Source organism: Sphingobacterium corticis, from assembly GCF_042684745.1.
Classification (GTDB): domain Bacteria; phylum Bacteroidota; class Bacteroidia; order Sphingobacteriales; family Sphingobacteriaceae; genus Sphingobacterium; species Sphingobacterium corticis.
The window spans coordinates 234,123-260,827 of record NZ_JBHUMA010000009.1 but is presented as its reverse complement, the minus strand read 5'-3'; the positions used below and the strand labels follow the sequence as shown (position 1 = coordinate 260,827).

Annotated in this window: 19 protein-coding genes; 4 read left to right on the top strand and 15 right to left on the bottom strand. The window is 42.2% G+C overall.

What is annotated here, in order from left to right:
* Positions 1 to 140: 140 nt before the first annotated feature.
* The 7 genes from hemB to ACFSQ3_RS15765 form a co-directional block, all read right to left on the bottom strand.
* The gene (hemB, locus tag ACFSQ3_RS15795) at positions 141 to 1,118 is read right to left on the bottom strand and encodes a porphobilinogen synthase (RefSeq protein WP_380870544.1); all 978 of its coding nucleotides are present in this window, start codon (positions 1,116 to 1,118) and stop codon (positions 141 to 143) included.
* Between the two features lie 4 nt (positions 1,119 to 1,122).
* Positions 1,123 to 2,709, bottom strand: coding sequence for a hydroxymethylbilane synthase (hemC, locus tag ACFSQ3_RS15790; RefSeq protein WP_380870543.1), 1,587 nt, complete (start codon positions 2,707 to 2,709; stop codon positions 1,123 to 1,125).
* Between the two features lie 88 nt (positions 2,710 to 2,797).
* Entirely contained in the window at positions 2,798 to 4,039 is a 1,242-nt protein-coding gene (gene hemA / locus ACFSQ3_RS15785; protein ID WP_380870542.1) for a glutamyl-tRNA reductase, read from the bottom strand.
* A gap of 193 nt (positions 4,040 to 4,232) precedes the next feature.
* Entirely contained in the window at positions 4,233 to 4,856 is a 624-nt protein-coding gene (locus ACFSQ3_RS15780; RefSeq protein ID WP_380870541.1) for a hypothetical protein, read from the bottom strand.
* A complete protein-coding gene (gene aat, locus ACFSQ3_RS15775) occupies positions 4,853 to 5,545 on the bottom strand; it encodes a leucyl/phenylalanyl-tRNA--protein transferase (RefSeq protein WP_380870540.1) in 693 nt (230 codons plus the stop codon). The genes ACFSQ3_RS15780 and aat overlap by 4 nt, the downstream gene beginning before the upstream one ends.
* Positions 5,546 to 5,563: 18 nt before the next feature.
* Positions 5,564 to 5,941: a 30S ribosome-binding factor RbfA gene (gene rbfA, locus ACFSQ3_RS15770; RefSeq protein ID WP_380870539.1), complete on the bottom strand. Its 378-nt coding sequence runs from the start codon at positions 5,939 to 5,941 to the stop codon at positions 5,564 to 5,566.
* 515 nt (positions 5,942 to 6,456) lie between these two features.
* Positions 6,457 to 9,303 (bottom strand): S9 family peptidase, encoded by a 2,847-nt coding sequence (locus tag ACFSQ3_RS15765; protein WP_380870538.1) that lies wholly within the window; start codon positions 9,301 to 9,303, stop codon positions 6,457 to 6,459.
* 171 nt (positions 9,304 to 9,474) lie between these two features.
* Here ACFSQ3_RS15765 and argH point away from each other — a divergent pair, with 171 nt between their 5' ends.
* Positions 9,475 to 10,809: an argininosuccinate lyase gene (argH, locus tag ACFSQ3_RS15760; RefSeq protein WP_380870537.1), complete on the top strand. Its 1,335-nt coding sequence runs from the start codon at positions 9,475 to 9,477 to the stop codon at positions 10,807 to 10,809.
* Between the two features lie 99 nt (positions 10,810 to 10,908).
* On the opposite strand, the gene ACFSQ3_RS15755 is transcribed toward argH, so the two are convergent.
* Both ACFSQ3_RS15755 and ACFSQ3_RS15750 read right to left on the bottom strand, forming a co-directional pair.
* Positions 10,909 to 12,423, bottom strand: a complete 1,515-nt coding sequence (locus ACFSQ3_RS15755) for a redoxin domain-containing protein (protein WP_380870536.1) — start codon at positions 12,421 to 12,423, stop codon at positions 10,909 to 10,911.
* A gap of 23 nt (positions 12,424 to 12,446) precedes the next feature.
* Entirely contained in the window at positions 12,447 to 13,520 is a 1,074-nt protein-coding gene (locus ACFSQ3_RS15750; protein WP_380870535.1) for an aldose epimerase family protein, read from the bottom strand.
* Between the two features lie 134 nt (positions 13,521 to 13,654).
* Here ACFSQ3_RS15750 and ACFSQ3_RS15745 point away from each other — a divergent pair, with 134 nt between their 5' ends.
* Both ACFSQ3_RS15745 and ACFSQ3_RS15740 read left to right on the top strand, forming a co-directional pair.
* Positions 13,655 to 15,001, top strand: a complete 1,347-nt coding sequence (locus ACFSQ3_RS15745; protein ID WP_380870534.1) for a deoxyguanosinetriphosphate triphosphohydrolase — start codon at positions 13,655 to 13,657, stop codon at positions 14,999 to 15,001.
* 27 nt (positions 15,002 to 15,028) lie between these two features.
* Positions 15,029 to 17,143 carry a type IA DNA topoisomerase gene (locus tag ACFSQ3_RS15740; protein WP_380870533.1) on the top strand — a complete coding sequence of 705 codons (2,115 nt, stop codon included), beginning with the start codon at positions 15,029 to 15,031 and terminating at the stop codon, positions 17,141 to 17,143.
* A gap of 6 nt (positions 17,144 to 17,149) precedes the next feature.
* Here the strand turns inward: ACFSQ3_RS15740 and ACFSQ3_RS15735 are convergent, their stop codons facing one another.
* Positions 17,150 to 18,310 (bottom strand): acyloxyacyl hydrolase, encoded by a 1,161-nt coding sequence (locus ACFSQ3_RS15735; RefSeq protein ID WP_380870532.1) that lies wholly within the window; start codon positions 18,308 to 18,310, stop codon positions 17,150 to 17,152.
* Between the two features lie 75 nt (positions 18,311 to 18,385).
* Between ACFSQ3_RS15735 and ACFSQ3_RS15730 the strand changes: the two genes are divergently transcribed.
* A complete protein-coding gene (locus ACFSQ3_RS15730; protein ID WP_380870531.1) occupies positions 18,386 to 19,444 on the top strand; it encodes a hypothetical protein in 1,059 nt (352 codons plus the stop codon).
* Positions 19,445 to 19,814: 370 nt separating this feature from the next.
* Here the strand turns inward: ACFSQ3_RS15730 and uvrA are convergent, their stop codons facing one another.
* From uvrA to ACFSQ3_RS15705, 5 genes are all read right to left on the bottom strand, one after another.
* Positions 19,815 to 22,658 (bottom strand): excinuclease ABC subunit UvrA, encoded by a 2,844-nt coding sequence (gene uvrA, locus ACFSQ3_RS15725; RefSeq protein WP_380870530.1) that lies wholly within the window; start codon positions 22,656 to 22,658, stop codon positions 19,815 to 19,817.
* A gap of 72 nt (positions 22,659 to 22,730) precedes the next feature.
* A complete protein-coding gene (locus ACFSQ3_RS15720) occupies positions 22,731 to 23,801 on the bottom strand; it encodes a hypothetical protein (protein ID WP_380870529.1) in 1,071 nt (356 codons plus the stop codon).
* A 12-nt stretch (positions 23,802 to 23,813) separates the two neighbouring features.
* Positions 23,814 to 24,662: a hypothetical protein gene (locus tag ACFSQ3_RS15715; protein ID WP_380870528.1), complete on the bottom strand. Its 849-nt coding sequence runs from the start codon at positions 24,660 to 24,662 to the stop codon at positions 23,814 to 23,816.
* Positions 24,652 to 25,287, bottom strand: a complete 636-nt coding sequence (locus tag ACFSQ3_RS15710; RefSeq protein ID WP_380870527.1) for an RNA polymerase sigma factor — start codon at positions 25,285 to 25,287, stop codon at positions 24,652 to 24,654. The genes ACFSQ3_RS15715 and ACFSQ3_RS15710 overlap by 11 nt, the downstream gene beginning before the upstream one ends.
* Before the next feature lie 160 nt (positions 25,288 to 25,447).
* Entirely contained in the window at positions 25,448 to 26,698 is a 1,251-nt protein-coding gene (locus ACFSQ3_RS15705) for a hypothetical protein (RefSeq protein ID WP_380870526.1), read from the bottom strand.
* Between the last annotated feature and the right edge of the window lie 7 nt (positions 26,699 to 26,705).

Sequence of the window (26,705 nt, the reverse complement as noted above, 5' to 3'; positions counted from 1 at the left end):
TCTTTATTCTAATTATTTCGTCATTGCGAACCCAGAGGAACGAGTGGTGAAGCAATCTCACATCATATAAACATGTTGCTCGTATTTTCAGACATAATTATAAGATCGCTTTGTCGTGCCTCCGCGCGATGACGTTACAGTTACCGTGTCAACCAACCGTTCGCCAAAACCTCTTTAGCATGGTAAGTAAGAATGGCAGTAGCGCCAGCGCGACGGAAGCTCAATAAAGTTTCCATCGTGGAACGTTCTGCGTCAAGCCAGCCGTTTTGCGCGGCAGCTTTCAACATTGCGTATTCGCCGCTTACATTATATACTGCGATTGGAAGATCGAAATTATCGTGCAACATTTTGACCACGTCCAAGTACGGAAGTCCAGGTTTTACCATTAAAAAGTCTGCACCTTCTTCAGCATCAAGCTGTGCTTCAATCAGCGCTTCGCGCACGTTGGCCGGATTCATTTGGTACGATTTCTTGTCACCGGATTTAGGTGCAGAATTCAACGCATCGCGGAATGGACCGTAAAATGCAGAAGCATATTTAGCGGTGTAGGACATCAACGAAACATTAGTGAACCCATTTTGATCTAAAACCTGACGGATGTATCCAATACGACCGTCCATCATGTCAGAAGGAGCGATAATATCAGCGCCGGATTCCGCATGTGCTAAAGCCATTTTGCCCAGAATTTCCAACGTTTCATCGTTCAGGATTTCCCCATTCTCCACAATACCATCGTGCCCATCTGAACTGTATGGATCCATCGCTACATCGGTTACAACGCAAGCTTCCGGGAAGTTTTTCTTCACGGCTTCGATAGCGCGTAAGTATAAATTATCTTTCTGATAACTTATCGTAGCATATTTATCTTTCAGCGAATCTTCGATATTGGGAAACAAGTCGAATGCTTTCAAACCTAGGTTTAGACAGCTTTCTACTTCGCGAAGTAGATTATCAATGCTGTAGCGATAAATACCGGGCATCGATTTCACTTCCGTTTTTTGATTATTGCCTTCGATAATAAATAACGGAAAAATCAGGTTTGCAGCTTGCAATTGTGTTTCCTGTACCATATCGCGGATCACCGCCGATTTTCTGTTTCTACGTGGTCTAATCATCATAATATTAAATATCTAAGCCAAACACCGCCTCCGACAAACCAATTTCATCAGGAGAAAATGGCATAACGTAAGGAATCCCCATTTCTTCGAACTTTTTCCCGGTGGAAGTTCCAATCGAAATGATCTTTTGTCCGGGATCAAGTAAATGCTCTTTAAAATAAGCTTCTACATTGCTTGGCGACGTAAAAATCAAAACTTGTGCGTTGGTTTTATCGACATCTTCCAACTGAATGGTTTCGTAAACCGGAATACTAATCACTTCGGTTTCTGCGCTCAATGCATCGCGAATCGTTCCTAAGCTTTCTTTCGCACAAGGAATCACGACTTTTGTACCGTCTGCGATTTTGGCGAACTCAATGGCAAATTCTTCCACCGTCAAACCAGCGCGGTCGCCCGAATAGTCCGCGACGCGATTGTATTTGCGTAATGCTTGCTCAGAACCTTGGCCTAGAACGGCAATTTTTGTTTTCTTCATCAAGAAAGGCTCTAGCTGGAAAAAATACTCAATCGCATTTTTGCTGCCGAAGAATAACCAATCTGCATGTTTTAAAATGAAAGAATCCAAATGCTTGATGATCGGAAATATCTTGATCAACGATCTGCCTTCAATTTCAATATTGTGTTTCTGCAAGAAGCGAGCTAAGTAACCTTTTTCGTCTAAATCGCGCGTGATGAATACGGAGCTTGGTAGCTTACGGTCTTTTTGAAACTTATTGAAAATCTGCTCCGATAGTCCTTCCGTGGATGCTGATCGAACAAATAAACGATCCGGAAATTCTTCATTGTCCTCCGCAACGGAAGTCCAAACTTCGTATTTGCCATCGTGCTTCCGGCAGTAGGAGCCAAGCGGAGCATGGCAACCTGCATCGAAAAGGTTCAAAACTTTTCGTTCCACAGCGATGGTTTCCTGTACGGATTGATCATTAATCGGCTGTAGCATTTCGAATAATTCTCGATCATTTTCGCGAATTTGTACAGCTAAAACGCCTTGCGCCGGAGCAGGAATAATTTTGATCGGAGAAATTACTTCTACATGAAATTCCGACAAATCCATTTCTACGCGCCCGATTCCGGCTTTCGCCAACATAATAGCATCGTATTTTTCATCGCGTAGTTTCTGCACACGCGTTTGGATATTTCCTCGTAGGTCATCAAATTCCAAATCCGAACGGAAAGATAGCAACTGTGCTTTTCTGCGGTTGGACGATGTGCCAACTGTTGCGTTCTTTTTTAGGGAGAATTTCTGTGTAATGTCGAAAGCTTCTTTACGGATGATCAGCAATTCAGACGGATCTTCGCGTTCAGATACAGCAGCGATAATTAATCCTGGCGGATTAACGGTAGGTAAATCTTTGTGTGAATGAACCGCTAAATCAATTTGGCTGGATAATAATTCTTCCTCCAGTTCTTTGGTGAAAAATCCTTTTCCTTCCAATTTGTCTAACCGCAGATGTTGAACAATATCGCCCTGCGTTTTGATAATTTTGAGTTCGGATTCTATGCCGATTTCTTGTAATCTGTCCTTAATGTGATTCGCTTGCCATAACGCCAAAGCACTTCCACGCGTGCCGATTGTAAGTTTTCTTTTCACAACGAAATTATAAAGATGTAGGGCAAAGTTACCCAAAACGATGCGTAAACACCATACAAAGCGGCCGGAAAATAACGGGGAAATTCGACTAGTTTTGTTCTACAGCAGAAGATTGTACCAATATTTCCTTAGCCATAACCATAGGAACTTTAATGTACTTTTTCTCCATGTAATTGATGACTTTCTCCAGCACTTCGCGTGCTTGTGGATCAAGACCATTCAATTCTCGAGCGAAAACCTCATTCATCGCCATAGCGCGGATTTCTTTAATCTTATCCGGCACCTGACGCATAGCTACTTCCACACGACGCTGTTTGATCATCGGAAGAAACTCCTCGATGTTTTGGTGTATTATTTTTTCCGCATGATGCAATTCATCATAGCGTTCTTTGATATTCTTTTGTGCGATTGCCTGAAGGCTGCTTACCTCAATGTAGTGGATTGGGTTTTGTGCAATGACTTCGGCGTCGATATCGTTTGGAATAGCCAAATCGACAACGACTTTTTTGTCCGTTTCTCCAGCTAAAAGGGATGTGTACAATTCCGCATTAACAATCGGTTCTGACGAACCAGTGCAAGTAATCATCACATCGAATCCGCCTTTGTAGTTCTCCAATTCAGTAAGTGGATACGCTACCGCTTGCAGTTCTTCCGCTAAAGCATGCGCTTTTTCCACTGTACGATTGAAGATAACGAAGTTTTTGTATTTATGCTTCTTAAGATATTTCGCCAAGTTTTGGTTGGTTTCACCAGCGCCAATCACTAAAATGCGTGGATCATCTACCAATTTTACTTCACGAAGTTTGCGGTAAGCCAAGGAAACCACCGAAATTGGATTTCTGGAAATATTGGTATGCGTATAAACTTCTTTCGCCGTTTTTACCAATCGATCCATCATCAAACGCATGAAATCTCCGGTAAAACCAGCATCGCGACATCTTTCGTATGCGCGACGAACTTGTGCTAAAATTTCTTTCTCGCCAACGACTAAACTTTCAATCGAGCAAGACATACGAAGCAAATGGTTCAAAGCTTCTAAACCGCTGTATTTATTAACTTGTCCGAGATAGCATTGCAAACGCTCACTTGGTACGCAGAAATTCATGCCATGCATAAATGCGGCAACAAACTCATCAGTAAGTTCGTGTGCGCCATAGAAAACAAACTCAACACGGTTACATGTACCGATGTAAAAAATTTCCGGAATATCTAAGCTGTTTTTTAGATTGATCAATCTGTGATTCAACTCATCGTTGCAGATAACCAAGTTTCCCAAGTCTTTTAGTTCGACATGCTTGTGGGTAAACGCTATTACTTTTAAATTTTCCAAAGTCTGCTTCTCGCGCTATGATTCGTCCTGCAAATGTAGATCAAAAGGGCATTGTTTCTGTCAAAAATCTGTCAAACGGATAAATTTAGAACGATTTTAAATAGCGCTTAAAATTTAATAAAATACTGTATGTCAGTGGTTTTTAGCTTTGTTGGTCGTGCCTGATACGATCGTTGCCAGAAAATTCTGCTTGCTATTTGCCAAATTGTTTTAGCCGATCTAGACCGATGTCCTTTTTCTCCGCATCCAAAGGGAAAATCCACGCTTTTTCGGAAAGCAAATCCAAACGCCCTTTGGACTGATTGATTTGCCCAGCTTTGATCTTCACTTCTTCTTCGATGACGCGATGGGCAGTTTGTAAACTGTCTGTATATTTAATAATGCGAACAGAAAAGGTTGGCCATTTGCCTACCGCGGAGAAATTGGCCGTGTAAAACTCTTCCGTGCTTCGAGCCGAAAGTATAGAAGCAAACTGTCCTTTATGTTTCGTTCCCTGCACTTCCGAGATAGCAACAACAAGTCGGAAGGAAGTTTCATTTATCACATGAAAACGCGCCAAACCTTCTCGCTGTTCTCCAGTTACTGCGATGTAAACGCCTTTCTCAATAAACTGTCCCGTTGGCACAGCCGTCTCAACTTCCTCATCGTCCGCTCGCTTCATATCGCCGTGCACCGCAGTTACTTTGCTGACGTGAACTGGAATTTCAAATCCCGATTCATCGGTCACACCCATAATTTCTTCGCTATGGAATGAGGTGATGTGCCCTTCAATCGCCTCGTCTACAAATCGTACGAAATCGCCTATTTTAAATTTCATATCTCTCGATGATGTTCTTTTGTTAATAATGACAAACCATTCTTTCGGTATTCCTGTTGATCCAAAATCCCCAAAAAATCACTTTGCGTAATCATCTCCGCACCTAAACGTTCCAAATGCGCAGAGTGGATTTGACAATCAATAAGTTGGAGGTCGAAATTCTGTGCTAACTGAATTAGCGCGTATTTCGACGCGTTCGATTCTTTGGAAAACATACTTTCTCCAGTAAATAACTGACCAATAAGTACGCCGTATAATCCGCCAACTAATTCTTTATTGTTGTTCCAAACTTCTACGGAATGTGCAAACCCCAAGGTATGCAATTCGCAGTATGCTTGGATCATATCGTTGACAATCCAAGTACCGTCTTGTTCTTTTCGCTCAATCTGCGAACAAGCTTGAATCACTTCTGGAAACACCTGATTTATCGTATAATGGAATTTATCGCTCCGCAAGATGGATTTCATGCTTTTGCTTATCCGAATGTTTTCCGGAAATAATACAAAGCGTTCATGCGGTGCGTACCACAATATCGGACTGTCTTCGCTGTACCACGGAAAAATACCGGCTTGATAAGCGTGTAGCAATCGAATTGGTGATAAATCTCCGCCAACGGCAAGCAATCCATCTTCCTCGGCAAGGGCCGGATCAGGTAGAATACTTGGATCAGTTTCCAGTTGAAAGATCATGCTGTAACAGATAGCATACTAATCTTCGTCGGGTTGGCGCGGTTCTTTGCTGATTTGATCAAACAACTTATCCATATGTTCCACATACTCGTTGGTATCGTCCAAGAAGAATTCCAAATGGGGGACAATGCGTGCATTGTTCTTTATTCTTGTGCCCAACTTGTAGCGGATTTCGCTGGATTTCGATTTGATTTTTTCCAAATCTTCTTTCGCGGTAGCGGTATTGATGAAACTCAAGTAAACGCGAGCAATCGCCAAATCCGGCGTAACGCGTACACGCGTCACCGTGATAAATGCATTTGGCGCCCACTGCTGTGCTTCTCGTTGAAATATTTCCGCTAAATCCTGCTGAATTACTCCAGCAAATCGTTGTTGTCTCTTGCTCTCCGTTGCCATGATGATAGGAATTATAGCTTACTGCTAATACCTAGCAAATATAATCAAATAGTATTATATGGTATTTGGCGGAATTGTGGGTAATCTAAAACATAAGTCTTAAATGCCCTTGAATAACTTCTTGGCGCACTGATTTTTTAAAAAGATAGTAGAAACAATAATAAACACTTCATCCAAGCACCTTTTAAAAACAAAAAAGCTTGTCTAAGGACTAGACAAGCTTTTCATCAAAAACTAGTTTATAATTGGATAGCATGAATTTCGTGTAAGTTTTAAGACTTTTTAGGTCTATCATGTTTAAAGTTTAGCTTTGGCAGTAATTCAAGTAAGGATAAACTTACTCAAACAGCTTTTTTCATCTCCCTTTACATCACAAACATAGGCTTTTGAATTAAGCCTACAAACTATATTTTAAAAAAAAGTAAGTGGTTACTTTTTAATATTATTGTTAGTCTGTGATAATTTGATGACCAAATCTAATAATCTAAAACGCATACATATCCTTCAACATCTTGCTAAAACGATCTTGCTTCCAAATGTTTTTCCATATCTAAATAGTCAATTCCTTTCGCCCACCAGTCTGGCGATTCCGAACCTTTTAAGTAATGATCGAAAAATTCCATCATCCGAACGGCGTAATCTTTTTGATTAACTTCCTTCATCAATCCATGATTTTCTCCATTATAGGTAAGCATGGTTACCGGTTTTTGTAATCTGCGCAGGCCATTAAAGTATTCAATACCTTGCGTGTAATCTACCGCGCCATCTTTATCATTATGCAAAATAACCAGCGGCGTTTCCACATTTTTAATGTGATAGATTGGTGAGTTACGCGTATACGCATCCCAATTATCCCAATATCCGCTTGTTAATCGACCTTGTGACGATTCGAAAATACTTTGGTTCGTGCTGCCTGAATTCCAATAAATCAAACTGTACATACTAATCATGTTTGTCAATGGCGCACCTGCTACCGCAGCTTTAAAGATGTTGGTTTGCGTAATCAAAAACGAGGTTTGGTAACCGCCCCAAGAATGTCCATGGATTCCCACGCGCGCGCTGTCAACAATTCCCGTCGCTGCGGCTGCCTTCACCGCTGGAACAACACAAGCAACTGCCGACATACCCGGATCGTTTAGCTTGTAAGCAATATCAGGCATCAAAACGGCGTAACCATTGCTGGTGTACACGGCGCGATTGAATCCACCGCCCGGAAATGCAGGTTGTGCATAATTATTCGTTCCGTCTGTCAATCGCTCGTAAATGTACGTGATGGTCGGGTAGGATTGGCCTTCTACATAATTGGCTGGAAGGAATATCGTTGCTTGCAACGTGTCGCCAAAGTCATTCACGTACTCTATCAATTTTGATCCGCTCGATAGCGCGTAATCTTTCGCCGTCGGCGTATTTTCCGTTAATTTTCTGCCCGCGCTTAAATCGCCCTTTTCCGCGATGTAAAGTTCGGGCGCTGTCGTATTGTTCTCCTTCGTATAATAGATGGTGTTGCTTCCTTTTGGTTTTTCTACCGATCGATACACGTCGTCAGAATGGATGTTGATCGATACCGTATTGCTTCCAGCTTTCCAAGTAGCGATGCCGGATTGCTTTGTCGCATCATTAAATACAACAAAATATTGATCCTTTTTCAAATCCGTGAAATCGTCGTCTTTGTAGAAGTTACTCAACAAGCGCATTGGCGTCCATTGCTCTTTCTTCCAATCTTTGGTGACAGAAACAGCGGATTTGCCATCGGCGGAAACTTTCCACAAATCGAAGTTATCTTTCAATAGCACAAATTTACCGTCTGCCGTCCAACCGAAACTGGATGTAGCCGGCTTAGTAACGTTATTGTCGACTTTTTCCGCAACGAAACTTGTTGAAATGTTTTTCGTCAGATTGACGGAGTTTAGCGTTTGCGTATTTAGGTTGTAGTAATCGCCATCGCGGTAGTACAAAAGCTGTTTCCCATCTGGTGAAAAGAGGATGTTTCGGATCGCATTTAAATACAGCTTTTCGATGGCTTTCCGTTTATCGCCTGATGCGATATCCACCAAATATAAATCGGCAAATTGTTGTCCATCTAAGTTCGCTTCGCGCTCGTAAGGCGAATAATCGAATGCATAACCCATATCTTGTTTTGGCGACAAGGTGATATTCTTCAATGCACTGTCGGCTAAGGAAACAAAACGTTTGTTCTTAATAAAATACGCAGATTGTACGGTGCGATTTTTATCGCCTTCGGCTTGTTTACGCTGCGCAGATTGTAATCGCTTGTCCTGCCAATTCCAAATAATCATATCGGGTTTTTCGGTATCCTTATTTCCTTTAGCTACTGTTTTTTGCGGTTTGTTATCAGCGATTTGTGTCGAATCTTTCGCCGTTGTATCGGCTTCGGCTTTTTCTGTTTTTTCCAATTTTGCAATCCCGAAAAACAAGGCACTTAAATCTTTCGACCAATAGGGCGTGCTATTTTCACTAATACCAAATCCTGCCGTGATTTCTTTTTCATCCAATCCTGTGTAAGAAGTAAGATCGAACTGGTCGCCTTTGATGTCCTTCACACCAATCAAGGTATAAACCGGATCTTTATACGATTTATCCGTTTTCGATTTCAGCAGGGCTAATGCTGTTCCTTCTTTGTTCCAGTTCAATTTGCTGTAATTCGCTTTGTCGTTGTCTAGCGCGTAGGTCGTTCCCGTTTGCATGTTGCGAAGGAAAACACCATTTCCATTTTTGCCGTTCGCATCAATCGTGTACACCAAATATTGTCCGGATTTGTTAAATTGAAATTCGTTGACATTACCGACGTTGAAGGATTGCTTGTTGTTTAGGTTGTATAAAAGCAGATCACTGCCCTTCGCAGCGTCCGAGCCTTTCTGTGCTGGTCCGGCGGATTCGAAACGTACTGCCAACCAATTGCCACCATCATTAGAAAACTCAAATGAGGTCGCGCGTTCAAAAAGTACGCTGCTCGTATCTTTGATCGTTACTAAACGTAATTTCTTGCTGTTTGGCTTCCGCGATTTTTCGTTCGCCTTAATCTCTTTGTAAGATGGTGATTCGAAGAAAGCAACGTGGCTCGAACCTTCATTGAAGCGAATTGGTCCAGTAGCTCCGCCGATATTATAGTGGTAAGATGTCGTGTCAAAGGCACTTTTCAGTTGCAATTTAAGATCGCCTTGCGTTGGTCCGCCAGCGTATGCGTACCATTTGGAATCGTTTGAGATCGCCAATACATTCAAGCGCAGGTATTCCCACTTCGGAATGTCTTTCCAAGTGATTGCTGGTTTTTGTTCTTGCGCAACTCCTGTCAAGGAGCTCAACAATAAACCACTTAATAAAACGAGAGGTTTGAAATTCATAAGTAAAGATGTTGTTCTAAATTGGACTGCCGAATATATTGAATTTCGGACTGCAATTGGTATTTTTGTTAGTTTTAAAATGAATCTGTGCCCTAAAAATGTGCGGACTTCGCACAAATATAATCAGTAGCTCGTATTTACTGGGATTTGGTGTAGAAAAATGAATCAGATATGAAGATTTGGCAAAAAAATATAGACGTAGATTCTTTTGTGGAGAATTTTACGGTAGGGAATGATCGTGCGATGGATTTGCATCTTGCTGGCGCAGATGTTTTGGGTTCGTTGGCGCATACCAAAATGTTGTACAGCATTGATTTGATGACTTCCGAAGATTTGGAAGCGGTGCAAAAGGAATTGAAAAATATTTACCGTGATGTGTTGGACGGGAAGTTCGAGATTGAAGATGTGGTGGAAGATGTGCATTCGCAAATCGAGATGTTGCTGACGCAACGCGTGGGTGATGCTGGAAAGAAAATTCATTCTGGACGTTCTAGAAATGATCAGGTTTTGGTGGATTTGAAATTGTACTTCCGTTCAGAAATTCAAAATTTGGTCGGACAAACGGAGAAACTATTTAATCAGCTAATTGAGTTGAGTAACACGCATGCGAATGTGCTCATGCCGGGGTACACGCACCTGCAAATTGCTATGCCTTCATCATTTGGGCTTTGGTTTGGCGCGTACGCGGAAAGTTTGGTGGACGATTTGCATTTGTTGAACGCCGCATGGAAAGTATGCAACAAAAATCCATTAGGATCGGCGGCTGGCTATGGTTCTTCTTTTCCATTAAATCGTACGATGACCACCAATTTGCTGGGTTTTGAAGATCTGAATTACAATGTTGTTTATGCGCAAATGGGGCGCGGAAAAACGGAGCGCGTGCTTGCGCAAGCGATGAGCTCCATCGCAGCGACGTTGGCGAAGTTTGCCATGGATGTATGTTTGTTCATCAACCAAAATTTTGGCTTTATTTCGTTCCCAGCGCATTTGACCACTGGGTCGAGTATTATGCCACACAAGAAAAATCCGGATGTTTTTGAATTGATTCGTTCTCGCTGTAACAAAATTCAGGCGCTACCGAACGAAATTGCGTTGATGACGACAAATCTCCCTGTTGGTTATCACCGCGATTTGCAATTGTTGAAAGAAAACTTGTTTCCGGCATTTCAATCACTAAACGATTGTTTGGAGATTGCGACGTTTATGTTGCAACACATCGATATCAAGAATGACATCTTGAATGATCCGAAATATGATTATTTATTCAGCGTCGAAGTCGTGAATAATGAAGTGCTTCAAGGAATTCCATTCCGCGAAGCGTATAAAAACATTGGATTGGCCATTGAGGAAGGAACATTCAATCCGGAAAAATCGGTAAATCATACGCACGAAGGTAGTATTGGAAACTTATGCAACGAGGAGATTGTTCGTTTGTTTGCAGAAAGCAAAGCCGCCTTTGGTTTCGAAAAAGTAGAGCAAGCGTTGGAGGCATTATTAGCGGAGTAATTGCTGGATATTCCACGAAAAAACGCCTAGAAATGATCTTCATTCCTAGGCGTTTTTATTTTGATTAGCTTGCGCTAAGTAGCGGGAATTCAAAAATGCTTATCCGCGTTTTGCTAACTCGATTTTCGTGTCTAATTCTTTAACCAACTTTTCTACGTTAGCCTCAGAGCCAGAATTTTGAAAACGAATAAATCCTTCTTTGTCAATTACTACTTTCGCAGGAATACCTTGGATGCCGTAAGCGGTAACCGCTGCTTTCGAACGATCTTTCATTTCGTCGAACAATACGTGGAAGTTGTAATTGTTTTTTGTTAAGAATTCAGCCACCAACTCTTTGTAGTTTTCTTCACGTTGCCACGTGTCGATAAATAGGAATTCCACTTCGCTATCATCCGCGTACTTATTAACTGCTGCTTGCATACCTGGGAATGAGATGATACAAGGTCCACACCAAGTTGCCCAGAAATCCAAAACAACCACTTTTCCTTTGTAATCACTTAAGGAAACTTCTTTACCATCGCGATTCATCAAAGTAAAGTTTGGCGCTTCTTTCTTCACCATTTCCTTTTCGTACTTCGCCAAATAATTAGCCGTCAATTGCTTGTCTAAATCAGCTAAATAAACGTTGAAATCTGCAGAAGGACCGTGGATATCGCCATAAAGTTTTTGAGCATCAGCTACGATTGTCGAATCTTTACCGCTAGCCACCATAAACTTCTCATACGTTTGCAACGCCTTTTCTTTCTCTCCTTTGTCCGTATACGCTTTACCTAAAACTTTCGTGTTTTTCAACGCATGGTATCCGCCGTAATGTGCTTCTTCCAAAGCCGCATTCGTAACTGAAATCGCTTCGTCATAATTTTTATCAGCAATCAATGCATTCGCATAATGTGGCGTTAAAGCGCCGTGGAAATATGCATCGTTTTCAGACTGTGGAGTAGCTGCATCCGGATTCGGTTTGCTGCTGTCGTATGCCTCTTTTAGCATCGGTCCGAAAACTTTGTAATCTTTTTTGTCTTCAGGAAAATCATCCAATGCATTTGCAACACCAGGAAGGTAGTAGTCGGTTCCTTTTAGTTTGCCCAAAGATTCTTGTAATTTTGCGGGATTACCTTCTTCCGCGTATCGCGTAGAAATTAAATAGTAAGCTGTTTTCTCGTGCTTAGAACCTTTTCCATCTTTGTTTTCCGCCGGAAACCTCTTAGCAAATTCTAGGTATTTTTGCTCTAGGTCATTTCCTGTCAGACTTTTATCTGGCTTACCACCGCCGAAAGTGGCTGAAAATTCTTTATCACGAACATATTCACCATTTGGGAATTTTGTTTCAATTTCTTTGCGGATTTTCTCTGCTTCTTCTTTATTGTCCAACGCGCGCTCGTAAACCATCGCGGACAAAGTCAATAAATCTTCGCTTGATTTTTTGGACAATGCTTCTGCTTCCAATTTCAATAAAGCTTTGTCTTCTTCCGTTCCACTGCTCGCCAATTTGCTGATTTGTTTCATCGCAGATTGGTAGCTTACTGTGTCTGTCGCGGAAACCACTTCCTGCGCTTGTGCCTGCTGGAAGTACAATGCGGCGCTGCATGCTAGCGCTATCCATGTTGCCTTTTTCATATTTTCTTGTTTGGGATAATAATCTAAATTAACGATTTTTTATTTAACGAAAACTTGTACGTAGTCTTTGACTGATATTCTTGCCCTTTGTCAAGTGTCACCGAAGGAAATTTCGAATCATTTGGAGAATTTGGGAAATGTTGCGTTTCAAAACAGAATCCCGAATACGGCTGATATGCTACGCCCGATTTACCTGTATCCTTTCCCAACAAATGACTGCCAATGTAAAAATGAACCGACGGTTCGGTGCTAAAAACATCCAATTGTATGCCCGATTGCTCGGAAAGCGCCGATGCAACTAACTGCTCCGCACTTGGAACAACGACATAGCTATGATCGAATCCTGCGGCAACCTTCAATTGCGGATGATCTAAATCCAAGCGATCAGAAATGCGTGTGCGCTCCCGAAAGTCGAATGGCGTATTTTCTACGGATTCGCCTGCGCTGGACGGAATTTGGTTTTCATCTGTCGTAATGTACTCTTGTGATGGAATGTAAACTAGATGATCTAATATTTCGCCTTGGCCTTCTCCATGTAAATTGAAATAAGCATGATTCGTCAGGTTGAGTACCGTTTTGCGATCGGTTACGGCGCGATAAGCAATCTTCAATTCATTCTGATCCGTTAATTCATAAGAAATGTGAACATTCAGGTTCCCAGGGAAACCACTTTCGCCGTCTTTCGCCGTATAATAGAAATCGACCTTGCGTTGTACACTGGTTTGCCTGTCCCAAACCTGATCATGAAATCCATCCTTACCGCTATGCAGGCAATTGCTGCCGTTATTCTGTTCGAGCTGGTAGGTTTGGCCGTCCAACTCAAAACGTGCATTGGCGATGCGGTTGGCATATCGTCCCACGGTAGTACCTAAGAATTTAGATTCCGCCTTTAGATAATCGGCGATGGAGCCAAATCCCAAAGCAACATCAGTCGCTTCTCCTTGGCTATTAGGGACAAGAATGCTGACAATGCGTGCGCCATAATCCGTTAGCGCGACTTGCATGCCGGCTTGATTTTGAAGCACAATAAGATGTGTGTTTTTATCGCGATGTTTTGTTTTGAAGCGATCAGTATCAGGTATTGCGTATTTGGTCATGAAGGTGCGTTCATATATTTTGGTGACTAAAGGTACTGAATTTTCAGCACCTCGGCAAACACGTTTTCTCTGTGGCGCATCAGCCGACATCTAGCGGATAAAACGTATATTTGGAGGCAAAAACACGGTATTACATGGAATGGAAACAGCTATTATCAGCTAAAAGATGGGGCTACGAAACGCGTAAGTTGAGTGATCAAATTGATGCACGTTCTGAGTTTCAGCGCGATTATGATCGGCTGATCTTCTCGTCGCCATTCCGTCGTTTGCAAAATAAAACGCAGGTTTTTCCTTTGCCAGGTCCCGTATTTGTGCACAATCGTTTAACGCATAGCTTGGAAGTAGCCAGTGTGGGAAGATCGCTGGGGCGCTTGTTTTATACGATGACCAAAAAGCAAAACTCAAACATCGATGTGGAAGTTCCATTTTTGCAGGAAGTGGGCAATATCGTTTCTGCAGCCTGTTTATCGCACGATCTAGGGAATCCCGCTTTTGGACATTCCGGCGAAGCCGCTATCTCATCGTATTTTACGCAAGGTGCCGGATTAGCTTACCGAGAATTGGTTACCAAAGAGCAGTGGGAGGATTTGACGCACTTCGAAGGAAATGCGAATGCATTGCGTATTCTGACGCATCCATTTAATGGGAAAGACGATAAAGGTTTTGCGCTAACATACACCAGCTTGGCAGCGATTGTGAAATATCCTTGCCGCGCTATTGATGGGCATGTGAAAGGTAGTCATCATCGCAAGAAATATGGGTTTTTCGAAGGTGAAAAGCCAGTTTTTGATAAAATTGCCACGGAACTTGGCTTGCAGGTCGATCCAGAAAACGCCGACGGCTACCTACGCCATCCTTTGGTATATTTAGTGGAAGCAGCCGACGATATTTGCTATAATATTATCGACCTCGAAGATGCACATCATCTACGTATTCTATCTTACGAGGAAGTCGAAGATTTATTGTTGCCGCTGTGTATGGATGATCAATTACGTCCACGTTTGGATGGATTAAAAGATGTTGGGAGCAAGGTTTCTTTGCTTCGTGCGAAAGCGATTAATACGTTAATCAACGACTGTTCTCGTGTTTTTACTGAGAAGCAAGCGGAGATTCTTTCCGGAACATTTCAATCTTCGTTGATTGATGCGCTTGATCAACCTTTGGTGGATCAGATGAAAAAAATAGAGAAAGTTTCGATTAAAAGGATCTATAATGCGCCCAATGTGGTGCAAATTGAAATTGCAGGTTTTAAAGTTATGAATGCCTTATTGGGCGAATTTCTGCCCGCTTATCTAAAAGAGGAAAAAACGAAATTTGATGAGAAGGTTGTGGCAATGATTCCCGAACAATTTCATGCAACCTCGGATGATGTTTATAGCAAAATCCGATCGGTTTTGGATTTTGTTTCTGGCATGACGGATGTATATGCCGTTGATTTATATCGACGCATTCAAGGAATCACCATTCCATCATTGGACTAAATCGGTCGAGCATTTCTAAATAATATTATGAAAGTTGTAATTGCGGAAAAGCCATCCGTAGCGAGAGATTTGGCGCGAGTGATGGGAGCGAAGAATATTCGCGATGGCTATATCGAAGGAAATGGTTACGCGTTCACGTATGCATTCGGACATTTGGTGCAATTGTGTACGCCGCAAGCATACGGTTATCACAGTTGGTCGGCCGGCAACTTGCCGATTATTCCTACGGATTTCGCTTTGGAAGTGAAGAAAGTGCGTAAAGATGGAAAGCAGATTGATGATGGCGGTGCCGCGAAGCAATTGAATACCATCAAATCCTTGTTGGAGCAAGCCGAAGAAATAATCGTTGCAACGGATGCTGGACGCGAAGGCGAACTGATTTTTCGCAATATCTATTACCACTTAAAATCCGATAAACCGTTTAAAAGATTGTGGATTTCCTCGCAAACCGATAAAGCTATCAAAGCGGGCTTTGCCAACTTGAAAGAAGGGCAGGAATACGACAGTTTGTATATGTCCGCCAAATCAAGATCGGAATCGGATTGGCTGATTGGGATTAATGCAACGCAAGCAATTACGATTGCTGCAGGAAATCGTGGTTTGCTTTCTTTAGGACGTGTGCAAACGCCCACTTTGGCGATGATCTGCGCGCGTTATTTGGAAAATCTTGATTTCAAACCACAATCGTTTTATAAAATTCAGGCTGGTTTTGAAAAAGATGGAATCGCATTTAACGCTACATCGGCGAAGATCGAAAAGAAAGATGCTGCTGAACTAGAATTCACGAAGCTGTCAGTCGGTGACATGGCAGAAGTGACCGCAGTCGAAGCGAAGGAAACCAAGGAACAACCGCCTTTGCTGTATGATTTGACAAGTTTGCAACAAGATGCAAACAAAAAATACGGCTATTCGGCCGATCAAACATTGAGCATTGCGCAAACTTTATACGAAAAGAAGGTTATTACGTATCCGCGTACCGGATCGCGCTATATTGGAGAAGATGTTTTTGAAACGATCGACGGCTTGTTTCAACATCTGGCGGCAACCGGACCGGAAAATATTGCAGTAATCAGCAAAAATTTAATCGGCGCAAAGCTAAACAAACGCTCCGTCGACGATAAAAAAGTGACGGATCACCACGCGCTATTGGTTACGGACGAAACACCGAGCGCCATGCCGAAAGATCAGCAACATATTTATCAGATGATCGCGAAGCGAATGGTGGAAAGCTTTTCGGAAATCTGTATTAAGGATATTACGACGGTGACGCTGAAAGCGGCGGATACGGAATTGATCGCTAAAGGAACGGTAATTCGCCAATATGGCTGGCGATTATCGGCGGATCAAGTCGAAACAGTGGAAGACGAGAAAGGGAACGATGATCAAGAAAATGAAAATGCGCAATTGCCGAAGCTGATCACGGGCGAACAGCAACCCATCTTGTCGCTTGATTTGTCTGAACGATTCACCAAAGCAAAACCTGTTCATACCGAAGCTTCTTTGCTGAAAGCGATGGAAACTTCAGGTAAAGAAATCGAAGATGAAGAAATGCGCCAAGCGATGAAAGATTGCGGATTGGGAACGCCCGCTACACGCGCGGCGACGATCGAAACGCTTTTTCAACGTGAATACATCCGACGCGAAAAGAAAAAATTGGTTCCTACCGATAAAGGATTAATTATTTACCGATTAGTCAAAGATCGTTCGATTGCGAAGGTTACTTTAACCGGAAAATGGGAGCAAAAGTTGGAAGAAATGCGCGCCAATAAGGTTTCCTATGATGTGTTTATGAAACACATTAAAGATTACACAGCGAAGATCACCAACGAATTGTTGCAGCTTAAAATTGCTATTGCGCATGAAGCGCCCAAGCCTTTGCAAAAGGGGAAAATAAAATGTCCGAAATGTGCATCGGGACAAATTCATTTGTATGAAAAAATCGCGCAATGCGATCGCTATGCGCAAGGATGTGATTTTAAGATTTGGAGAACGTTAAATGGCGTTCTTCTCGACGAAAAGGAAATGAAGAATTTGTTGGAAAAAGGCAAAACTTCGGTGTTGAAAGGCGTGAAAAATAAACAAGGACAGCTGGTTGAAGCTAGTTTGGAGCTGGAAAATTTTCGCGTAAAACCGATTGAATAACCACGTTTATGGTTTTCGATTGAAGGTATAACCGACGGTCCATTCGATAAAATCGGCTTTGCCTTTATGTGCTTTAATCGAAACTCCTGCATTCACGTTGCGGTAAACATAATATCGCGCTCCCGCACGCAGAAAGATTTTGTTGATCTCTCCGTTGAAAACTTGATTATGCACATAATAACCCACATTTCCGTTGAGCACCAAACGATGGTTCAGTATGTGTGCTAAATAAAAGGAAGGACCACCCGAAAGTTTTGATCCTAAAGTACCCGATTTATCGCCCGCAATTTCATTATCATTACCCGAAGACGAATAAAACAAATCTACACCACCACCAATTCGCCATTTATGACTCACGTGCCGACTGGCGTATGCACTCAATGTCGTTTTCAGATAGCGATGATCGTGTTCTTCACGTAGTTGCTTTGCACCGATACCATAGTTTACATGAAATAGCACCCTTCGGCTGTAAGGACGTATTTCTGCTTTATTTTTACTAATCGGCGTTGGGTTGGGTTGGTAATTAACCGAAATGGTCAATGGAACCAAGTTTACGCCTGTGTTTGGCAAAGCTAATGCGCCGTTTGAAAAGTGGTGAAACGCAAAACCAACTCCGGCACGCCATTTCGGATGAAAAGCATATTGCGCACGAATACCAAAGTCAATGAACACGTTATTCTTCGATCCGATCACCAAATTCAGCGGATTATCTTCCGCGTTGTATGGGTTAAAATTTCCGGAAAGTCCCAGACCAATACGATAATCATATGACCAACGGCTATAGGAACGGGGCGCGATCGGTGTTTGCACAAATCCATAAAGCGCATATGGATTGCCGATAATATCGTTGTTAAATGTGCTGGAATAGAATCCTACACCGTAAATCGGCTCATTGTATAACTTGAAATAAGGATCTTTACGATTACGCTGTTGCCAACCGATTTTGAAGTTTAACCCTTCGTAATATGCATCTTCATACGTCATTCGAGCTTTTTTTTGCTGCAGAATTCCGCCATTTTCCACTTCCATTTCAAAGATGACTGATGACTTTTTGCGAGCAACGGAATCATTCGGTAAGGAAAATAAGTGACGCGCATGCTGAGCGAACAGATCCTGTGAAGAAATGATTTGTAAGAAGAAGATATATATCAGTAAGCGAAATTTCAATAGTGCGGATTAAATGTGGCGCAAAAGTACGGCATTTTAGATAGATCGCGTAGCTAGAAAAGAAATCTTTGACAGTTGAACGCCATATTTTCGTCATTCCAACCTCGTGGAACAGATAAAATGATTCGAAAACCTACCTTTGTGACAGATATGGCAACACGTTTATACAATCCTTTCGATACGTTTACTTTTGATAATCAAACTTGCTTTTTGACGGGTGCGAAATTGCAATCTGCCGACGAGCAAATTCAGGTATTTCCGGTTTGGATGATGCGGGCATTTGATTTGGAAGAAAAGCCGTTTAAAATGTTGGATGAGAGCATTTCGACGTACAAAAAGTTGAAATTACCTTGTGCTGCGGAAGTGGCGTTGCAATTGGAAAGCGTAGAGTCGACGGTCGAACGCGCCATGGCTAACGGCTATGAAGCGGTAAAAGCACTCGACACCGTAACATTATTTCAGTGGGTTTCCAAAATCTTGTATGGTGTTGTATTCAATGAAATTCAAGCTGGTATTCGCCAAGCTGCTTTAAGTGGAGAATCCATGAACTTTTCGCAAGCGCTGGTACATAAGTTTCGCAACTTACACGCTATGTTGCAGTCGGCAATTCATCCTATGGAATTCGAAAATCGTTTGCCATTTTCTGTGATCGTTCTACCCGTGGAAAATGCGCCAGAAACCTTTATCTACCGCGATGAAATCAACACATTGATTTTTTCCTTGCGGATGAATGATTTTGCAATCATCGCTACGTTACAGGATAATGGTACCCATGCTATATACCATGAAGATGCGCTGGCAACGGTGAAAGATAAGGTGCTTCATCCGATTCAGTTTGAAGAAATTTGCGCGCGTTATTTCTATTCTGCTTATTTGTTTAACAAGCTGCCAGATTATACCTACATGGATACGCCAAAGATGATTTATGTGGAACCTATGCCATTACAAGATTGGACGATGAAACCTATTTTCGACCATTGGCAAGTGAAAACGTATGGACAGGTCTTGGAAAACTTCTGGAAACCGTGGGGATATACATTGTTCGAAATTATCAAAAATCCGGAATCACCGATGACGTTTATTTTGGATGAATCAGGCGAGTTTCGAGATCAGTTGGATTTGCCGTTGACTTAGAAGCTGGTTTATTGCGTTAATAAGGTTTAGAAAGTTGAGAGGTGTAAAGTTGTAAGATGGCGCCACCGCTCGTATCTTGCGTTTGCAAAGACGTTGCTTGGGTAGATCCTACATAAGATTACGTCACTGCGAGGAGGCATTACGAAGCAGTCTACTTTTAATATTGATAGCTAATTAGTTTGCTTTTGAAGTAAATCTTTGAGATTGCTTCACTGCTCGTACCTTGCGTTCGCAAAGACGTTGCTTGTGGGTAGACCTACAGAAGATTACGTCACTGCGAGAAAGCATGACGAAGCAGTCTATTTTTGAAATTGATAGCATTAATTCGTTTCGAAATAAAACTATTAGATTGCTTCACCCTTCGTCTCTCTTAAGATTTCATTTCCACTTTCAAGAATCTACCCGTTTCACTTTTCTTCACCTTAATCAAATCCTCGGGAACTCCGGCAAACATTAGCTTTCCGCCGCCTGCACCACCTTCTGGTCCCATATCAATTATCCAATCTGCCGTTTTAATCACATCCAAATTATGCTCGATAATCAAAACGCTGTTTCCACGATCGACCAATCGGTTAATCACACCCATCAAGACATTCACATCCTCAAAATGTAATCCAGTCGTTGGTTCATCCAAGATGTAGAAAGTGCTTCCCGTATCTTTTTTTGAAAGTTCAGTTGCCAGCTTTACCCGCTGCGCTTCACCACCCGATAATGTAGTCGACGATTGTCCCAACGTGATATATCCTAAGCCGACATCTTGTAACGTTTTAATTTTTCGGAAGATGGAAGGTATGTTTTCGAAGAAAACTACCGCTTCGTCGATACTCATATCCAATACATCGGAAATGGATTTCCCACGATAGCGTACTTCCAATGTTTCGCGGTTGTAGCGTTTGCCATGACACGTTTCGCAAGGTACTTGCACATCCGGCAGGAAGTTCATTTCTATGATTTTCATTCCGGCACCTTGGCAGGTTTCGCAACGTCCGCCTTTAACGTTAAAGGAGAAACGTCCCGGTTTGTAACCGCGAATTTTCGCTTCGGGAAGTTGCACAAACAAGGTTCGGATATCCGAGAAAACGCCCGTGTAAGTCGACGGATTAGAACGTGGAGTTCTTCCAATAGGACTTTGGTCAATCTCGATGACCTTGTCAATATGCTCTAATCCGGTAATGGATTTGTACGGAAGCGGCGTTGCTTTCGCACGGAAGAAATGGTGATTTAAGATCGGATACAGCGTTCCTGTAATCAGTGATGATTTTCCTGATCCAGAAACACCCGTAACTGCAATCAGTTTACCCAAAGGAAAAGTGACGTCCACCTTTTTTAAGTTGTGTCCAGTTGCACCGGAAAGCACTAATTCTTTGCCATTCCCTTCTCGACGTTTTTCCGGAATAGCTACTTCTTTTTCGCCATTCAAATATGCTGCGGTCAGCGTATCGGCTTTTATGATTTCTTCCGGTGTTCCTTCCGCTACGACTTTACCTCCGTGTAATCCAGCGAATGGCCCCATGTCAATCACGTAATCTGCATGCAAAATCATGTCTTTGTCGTGTTCGACAACGAGTACGGAGTTTCCAATATCGCGTAGGTTTTTCAATGCGCTAATCAAGCGTTCGTTGTCACGTTGGTGCAAACCAATACTTGGCTCATCAAGGATGTACAATACGTTTACCAGTTGAGACCCGATCTGCGTCGCCAAACGGATACGTTGCGCTTCTCCGCCGGACAGCGTTTTGGAACTACGGTTCAAGGTTAAATAGGTTAATCCGACATCGAGCAGAAAGCCCAATCGTGTGCGAATTTCTTTCAGAATTTCGGTCGCGATAGTTCGCTGACGATCATCCAAACGATCTTCCAATCCATCAAACCATAGATGCAAGCTATCGATATCAGCCGAAGCTAATTCGTAAATGTTCTTTCCATCGATCTTGAAGTGCAATGATTCCTTTTTCAAACGTGCACCTTGACAAGATGGACAAGTCACTTTGGTACGAAAATCTTCCATCGTAAGCCCATCCTCCCGTTGTTTTGGAGCATGTTCCTCCAACATCGTAAAGATACCTTGGAAATTGACCTTGTATTCGCGTGCGCCGTAACTACCATACGAAATCGTCAATGGAATCGGTTCATCATCCCCATAAAGCAACAAATCAATATGCTCTTCACTCAATTTGCTGATCGGTGTTGTGACGGAAAATCCAAACTTTTCGGCAACCGCTTTAATGATTGCTGATGTCCAGGATTCGCGTAGCGCTCCAATCGGCACAATGGCTCCTTTTTGAATACTTATTGAGCGATCTGGAATAACCATTTTTTTGTCAATCTCAAAGACATAACCTAAGCCATCACATTTCGGACAAGCGCCATAAGGAGAATTGAATGAAAAAGTATTTGGTTGCGGTTCGTCGTAGGAAATTCCAGATTCCGCGTCCATCAAATAGCGACTGTAGAAATTTTCTTTATCCTCTTTGTTGACGATTTTTATAATTCCTTTCGCCGTTTTCAAAGCCTGAAGAACGGATGTGTACAGGCGTTTGCGGTCGTCTTTGCTGACATACAAACGATCGATTACAATTTCTATATCGTGAATTTTATATCGGTCTGCCTGCATTTTGGCTACAACATCCAATACTTCTCCATCGACACGCACTTTGGTGTAACCCTGTTTACGAATTTGTTCAAAAAGTTCGCGGTAATGCCCTTTCCGACCTTTAATTACCGGAGCGAGAATGTAGATCGGGTCGCCATCATATTCTTGCATAATACGGTCGACGATCTGATCGTCGGACATGCGCTCCATTTTGCGTCCGCTAATGTGGGAAAAAGCTTCACCAGCACGTGCGTACAACAAACGTAAGAAATCGTAAATCTCGGTGATGGTTCCGACGGTGGAACGTGGATTCTTGGAAGTTGTTTTTTGTTCGATGGAAATCACCGGGCTCAATCCGGAAATTTTATCGACATCCGGACGTTCCATTCCGCCTAAAAACTGACGGCTGTAGGCCGAAAATGTTTCCATATAACGGCGTTGTCCTTCGGCGTAGATTGTATCGAAAGCAAGCGAAGATTTTCCGCTCCCGCTTAATCCGGTAATGACGACCAACTCATTACGCGGAAAGGATACATCAATGTTTTTAAGATTGTGTACCCTCGCTCCAAAAACCTCTACTTCACGTTGTTCACCCAGATCTATCGTCTTGCTTTTTGCCATTGGATTCCTGTATTATGCAGGGGGCAAAGTTACGCATTTTAAAGACGACTTTTGTGCTTTGCCCCACGCATCTTATTTATCCGTTGTGCGTAAATAGATTTTTCCGTGTGTGGTACGTAGGCTGATGTTTTCTCCGCCGCCATTGATAGTGCTTTGAATACGATTACCTACACCGTCCACGGCGAACACGCTGATTTCTTTGTTGATTGTGCTGTTAATAAGCTCATTGGTTACCTTGTTGGTTTTTTCTTTTATTTCTTTGGCTTTCGCTATAGCTTTGGCTCTAACTTCAACTCTTAGAGAGTCGCCACGCGATGTTGATGATGAAGACAGTGCATCTTCAACAGATTTTTCGATTTCGTCGGTATCTACATACGTGGCTACTGCTGTGAACGCACTTGTTGCTTTCTTTGGCGTTTGGATATTCATTTTAAGCTCATCGGCAGCTAATATATCTCCATATGTAGTGCGAAGATCAACGTTTGCAGCTATCGATGTTGGTATCGCCAAATCCACAAATCCTTGTACGGTAACCAATGAAACAGGCCCTTTGACGCGATTTTTCATGATCGCTTCGATATTTCCATGTACTGTTTTTACAGCCATAGGTCCATTTACATTATCCAGTTTAATATCGCCAATGATATTAGATATTTCGATTTCGCCCGAAAGATTGGTTAGAAACATATTATTGTCGCTCATCCAACTACTTTGTGTGCCGTTGACGATCAATCCAACATTTTTTGGCAATTGAATATGTAGGCGCTCCAGCTTTTGCGCATTGATAACGCGCAAAATGCTTTTGCCGTCACTTTCCGTAAGATTGAATCCGATTCCGGTGTTGTCCTGCAAGCCGGAACTGTTTACCGATTGCAATCCTGCAGCGCGTGCATCTTCTTTCTCTTGCTCGATATGCGTTTTAATGATCACTTCGTTTCCATCATAACCCTCCACAGTGATGGTGTTGACATTCACTTCCAGTTTTCCACTGTTTTTCTTGAATCTAAATTCTTTTAGATTTTTTTTGGATGAATTCTCTTGATTGCGAGTCACTTTTACAGCTTCAATATTATTCTGTGCCCATAGAAAATTTGTGGTCAGCGCTAGCGCTATAGCGCAAATGATTTGTGTTGTAGTTTTCATATCTTTCTTGTGTTACCAATTTTTCATTAATACGGCATAAGCCTGTTCTTTGACTAGATCGATAGCTAATGGATCCTGTGCGATCGTTTCCAGTCGTCGTGTTGTTTCATCATTTAGTTGCAGGCTGTCCGTTTTTGCCATGGCTTGCATCAATTCCATTTGCATGGCCGGATCATTTTGCTGCAGGAAAATATCTTGCATTTGTTGTTCCTTTTGATGAAGTGAGGCATGTTCCACAAATAAATCATAGGCAGCGATGCGCACATTCTCGTTGGCATCATTGTTCATTAAATGCTGGATTTTTACCATCGCTTCATCCGGAACCTCTTCCAAGCTAGCTAGTTGCATCACGCCGTCCATACGATTCATCGTTGAGCTTTCATCATCCAACAAAGCCAAAGACTTTTTCAGCGGATCGTTTGATGCGTATGTTCCCATTTGATGGTCATCATGCGTTACCGACTGCTGCGAAACCGCATATTCCGCATGATTTGATGTGTACCCGTCTGCTATCCGATGTTCCGCAGATTGATTTCCTTCATTCGATGTTTCTTTTTCCTCGATCTGAACTTGTACATCATTTTTTTGCGGCGAATGCTCATGGTTTGCTAATCGCGTTTCCTCCACTGATTTGTTCTTTGCAATGTCCAATTGCTTCCAAATAATGCCGCTAACGGTTAAAAATGCAATGACGGACGCAGCAGCGTACCAAAAACGTTTCGAGCGTATTTGCTTAACGGGAATTTCCGATTCCGTCTTCGGTAATTCTTGTTTAATACGATCCCATACGAGCGGAGAAGGTTGTTTATTATCAAATGCCCTTCTGTTCTCGCTCACAAATTTCTTTAGTTTATCTTCCATAACACGCTTTCTCCTTTATCATTTGTGCTATTCTACTTTTTGCTCGGTGGTACTGACTGCGTACCGCGGTGTGTGATAACCCGAGTGTTTTTCCGATTTCTTCCTGCGACATATCTTCGAAAAGATATAAGTTCACCACTGTTTTTGTCATTTCCGGAAGTTGCTCAATTGCACGTTCTATATCTTCAATCCGGCTTTCCTGCCAAGCTGCCTCTTCATCAATCTGATCTGCTAATTCATCACCTTTCAACTCATCAATATCACTGAAATACATCTTTCTTTTACGCAAATGCGAAATGCTTTTGTTAATCGCAATGCGCTTCGTCCACGCTTCAAAACTATCCAGTTCGGTCAATCGTTTCACGTCTGAAAATACATTGACAAACACCTCTTGCAACAAATCTTCCGCTTCCGCAACATGGTTAACCAGTCGATAAATCGAATTATAGATTGATGTGGCATACCGCTCATACAATCGGCTGTATCCGCTGTCTTTCCCGGCAATGCACAATGCAATGAGTTCCTTATCGCTCCAACTGGCTTTCACTGGTCTGTTTCGTATGTAAGTGATCTGTTTTTTTTTGTCATACGGAATGTCCTGATCAATTTTTTTGATGTTTGGCAATCATGGACATTTCGTAATGCTGATGTATTCTTTCTTGCTGTTCTCTATCTTATAGTCGATAAAGTTTGAAGAATGTTGCAAGTTAGATGAAAAAAGTTTTTCGCATAAAAAAGCCATCTCGAAAGATGGCGTTTGTTGCTCGTGCGACACAAATTTACGTTTACCGAACTTTAGCTTTTGTAAAACCAGTAACGTGCCCATCGGAAACGTGGAACAGTTGTTTTGCTGCAGTGCCATTTAGTTCATAGAATCCAGATACGCCCGCTTTCGATGGCGCATTAATCCGAAGGATGGTTTTTCCGTCTAATTCAAACGTTGCATATGCACCGCCGGAATTTGTCGACAATTCCACTCCTTCAACTGCCGTATGATTTCCCGAAGCGATATCAACGACATAAAATTTCCAGATTTCGCCTGTGTTAATGTTATTTGGCGTGGTGGACAACGGAACGTCATTGGCCGTTACCACAAGCTGTCCATTTCTAGCGAAAACGCTGGTAAATTTACCTTTATCTTCCGAGTAGATATCTTTGTAATTCAGTTCCCAAGTGCTGTCGATATCTGTTTCTGCTGCTTTTATACGAGCAATTTTAGAGCTACCGCCCAATGGTCCGGGACCGCCTTGGCACAAAATGTACAAATCACCATTCGTATCGAATGAATACATTTCATTGTCATTGATAAAACCGATCGAGCGTGTATTTGGAATGGTAATGGTTTTCTCGTATTTCTGTGTAGTTAAATCGATAACAGCGATGGTTACTTCGCTGAATACATCGTTGAACATACCGCTTTGCAAACCTGTACCGCTACTATACACCACGTCAGCATATAACTTTCCGCCTTTAATAGCTAAGAAATGTTGACCAATACCTTGAAACGTGATGCGACTATCTTGTTTTTGAAGTTTACTTTGAAAATCCTGATCAATTTTTCCGGTCTTCTGCACGACAGATGGATTGAAAGTTTGGATTGCCCAAGGTTCGTTCGCATCCCAGAAATAACCTTTCGTATCGTTTTCAACGACGAAATTCCCGGAACCGTTAATCGAATTACCAGTTACAATGGAAGCGCCATAAGAAATGGCTCCCTGCGCGGAAACATTAACTCGGTAAATTCCACGTTGAAACGATGAGCTAAACATTTTAAAGATTTGTCCATTGTAGTTTCGGAATCCTTCGTTGGCCTGCCCTTGAAGCGCCGTTGGTTGTGAGGAATTGCTGATTGTTCCAGTCGGAAATTCGGTGTACGAACTCATAAATCCGGGCTTCTGTTGTGTCACCTCGCTCATCGTTTGTAAGATGTACACGCTTTCGTTATTGCCGTCGATTTCCGGCGTATCGTTATCAGAACAAGCTGATAAGGCAAAAATAGAAATAGCGATTGCCTGAAATATAAACTTAGTTTTCATATAGTAG

Coding starts and splice junctions, on each gene's coding strand:
- aat (WP_380870540.1), bottom strand. CDS start 5,545: ATGATCTTTCAACTGGAAACTGATCCAAGTATTCTACCTGATCCGGCC.
- uvrA (WP_380870530.1), bottom strand. CDS start 22,658: ATGGCAAAAAGCAAGACGATAGATCTGGGTGAACAACGTGAAGTAGAG.
- ACFSQ3_RS15705 (WP_380870526.1), bottom strand. CDS start 26,698: ATGAAAACTAAGTTTATATTTCAGGCAATCGCTATTTCTATTTTTGCC.
- ACFSQ3_RS15745 (WP_380870534.1), top strand. CDS start 13,655: ATGGAATGGAAACAGCTATTATCAGCTAAAAGATGGGGCTACGAAACG.
- ACFSQ3_RS15780 (WP_380870541.1), bottom strand. CDS start 4,856: ATGAAATTTAAAATAGGCGATTTCGTACGATTTGTAGACGAGGCGATT.
- ACFSQ3_RS15755 (WP_380870536.1), bottom strand. CDS start 12,423: ATGAAAAAGGCAACATGGATAGCGCTAGCATGCAGCGCCGCATTGTAC.
- argH (WP_380870537.1), top strand. CDS start 9,475: ATGAAGATTTGGCAAAAAAATATAGACGTAGATTCTTTTGTGGAGAAT.
- ACFSQ3_RS15750 (WP_380870535.1), bottom strand. CDS start 13,520: ATGACCAAATACGCAATACCTGATACTGATCGCTTCAAAACAAAACAT.
- rbfA (WP_380870539.1), bottom strand. CDS start 5,941: ATGGCAACGGAGAGCAAGAGACAACAACGATTTGCTGGAGTAATTCAG.
- ACFSQ3_RS15720 (WP_380870529.1), bottom strand. CDS start 23,801: ATGAAAACTACAACACAAATCATTTGCGCTATAGCGCTAGCGCTGACC.
- ACFSQ3_RS15765 (WP_380870538.1), bottom strand. CDS start 9,303: ATGAATTTCAAACCTCTCGTTTTATTAAGTGGTTTATTGTTGAGCTCC.
- hemB (WP_380870544.1), bottom strand. CDS start 1,118: ATGATGATTAGACCACGTAGAAACAGAAAATCGGCGGTGATCCGCGAT.
- ACFSQ3_RS15740 (WP_380870533.1), top strand. CDS start 15,029: ATGAAAGTTGTAATTGCGGAAAAGCCATCCGTAGCGAGAGATTTGGCG.
- ACFSQ3_RS15715 (WP_380870528.1), bottom strand. CDS start 24,662: ATGGAAGATAAACTAAAGAAATTTGTGAGCGAGAACAGAAGGGCATTT.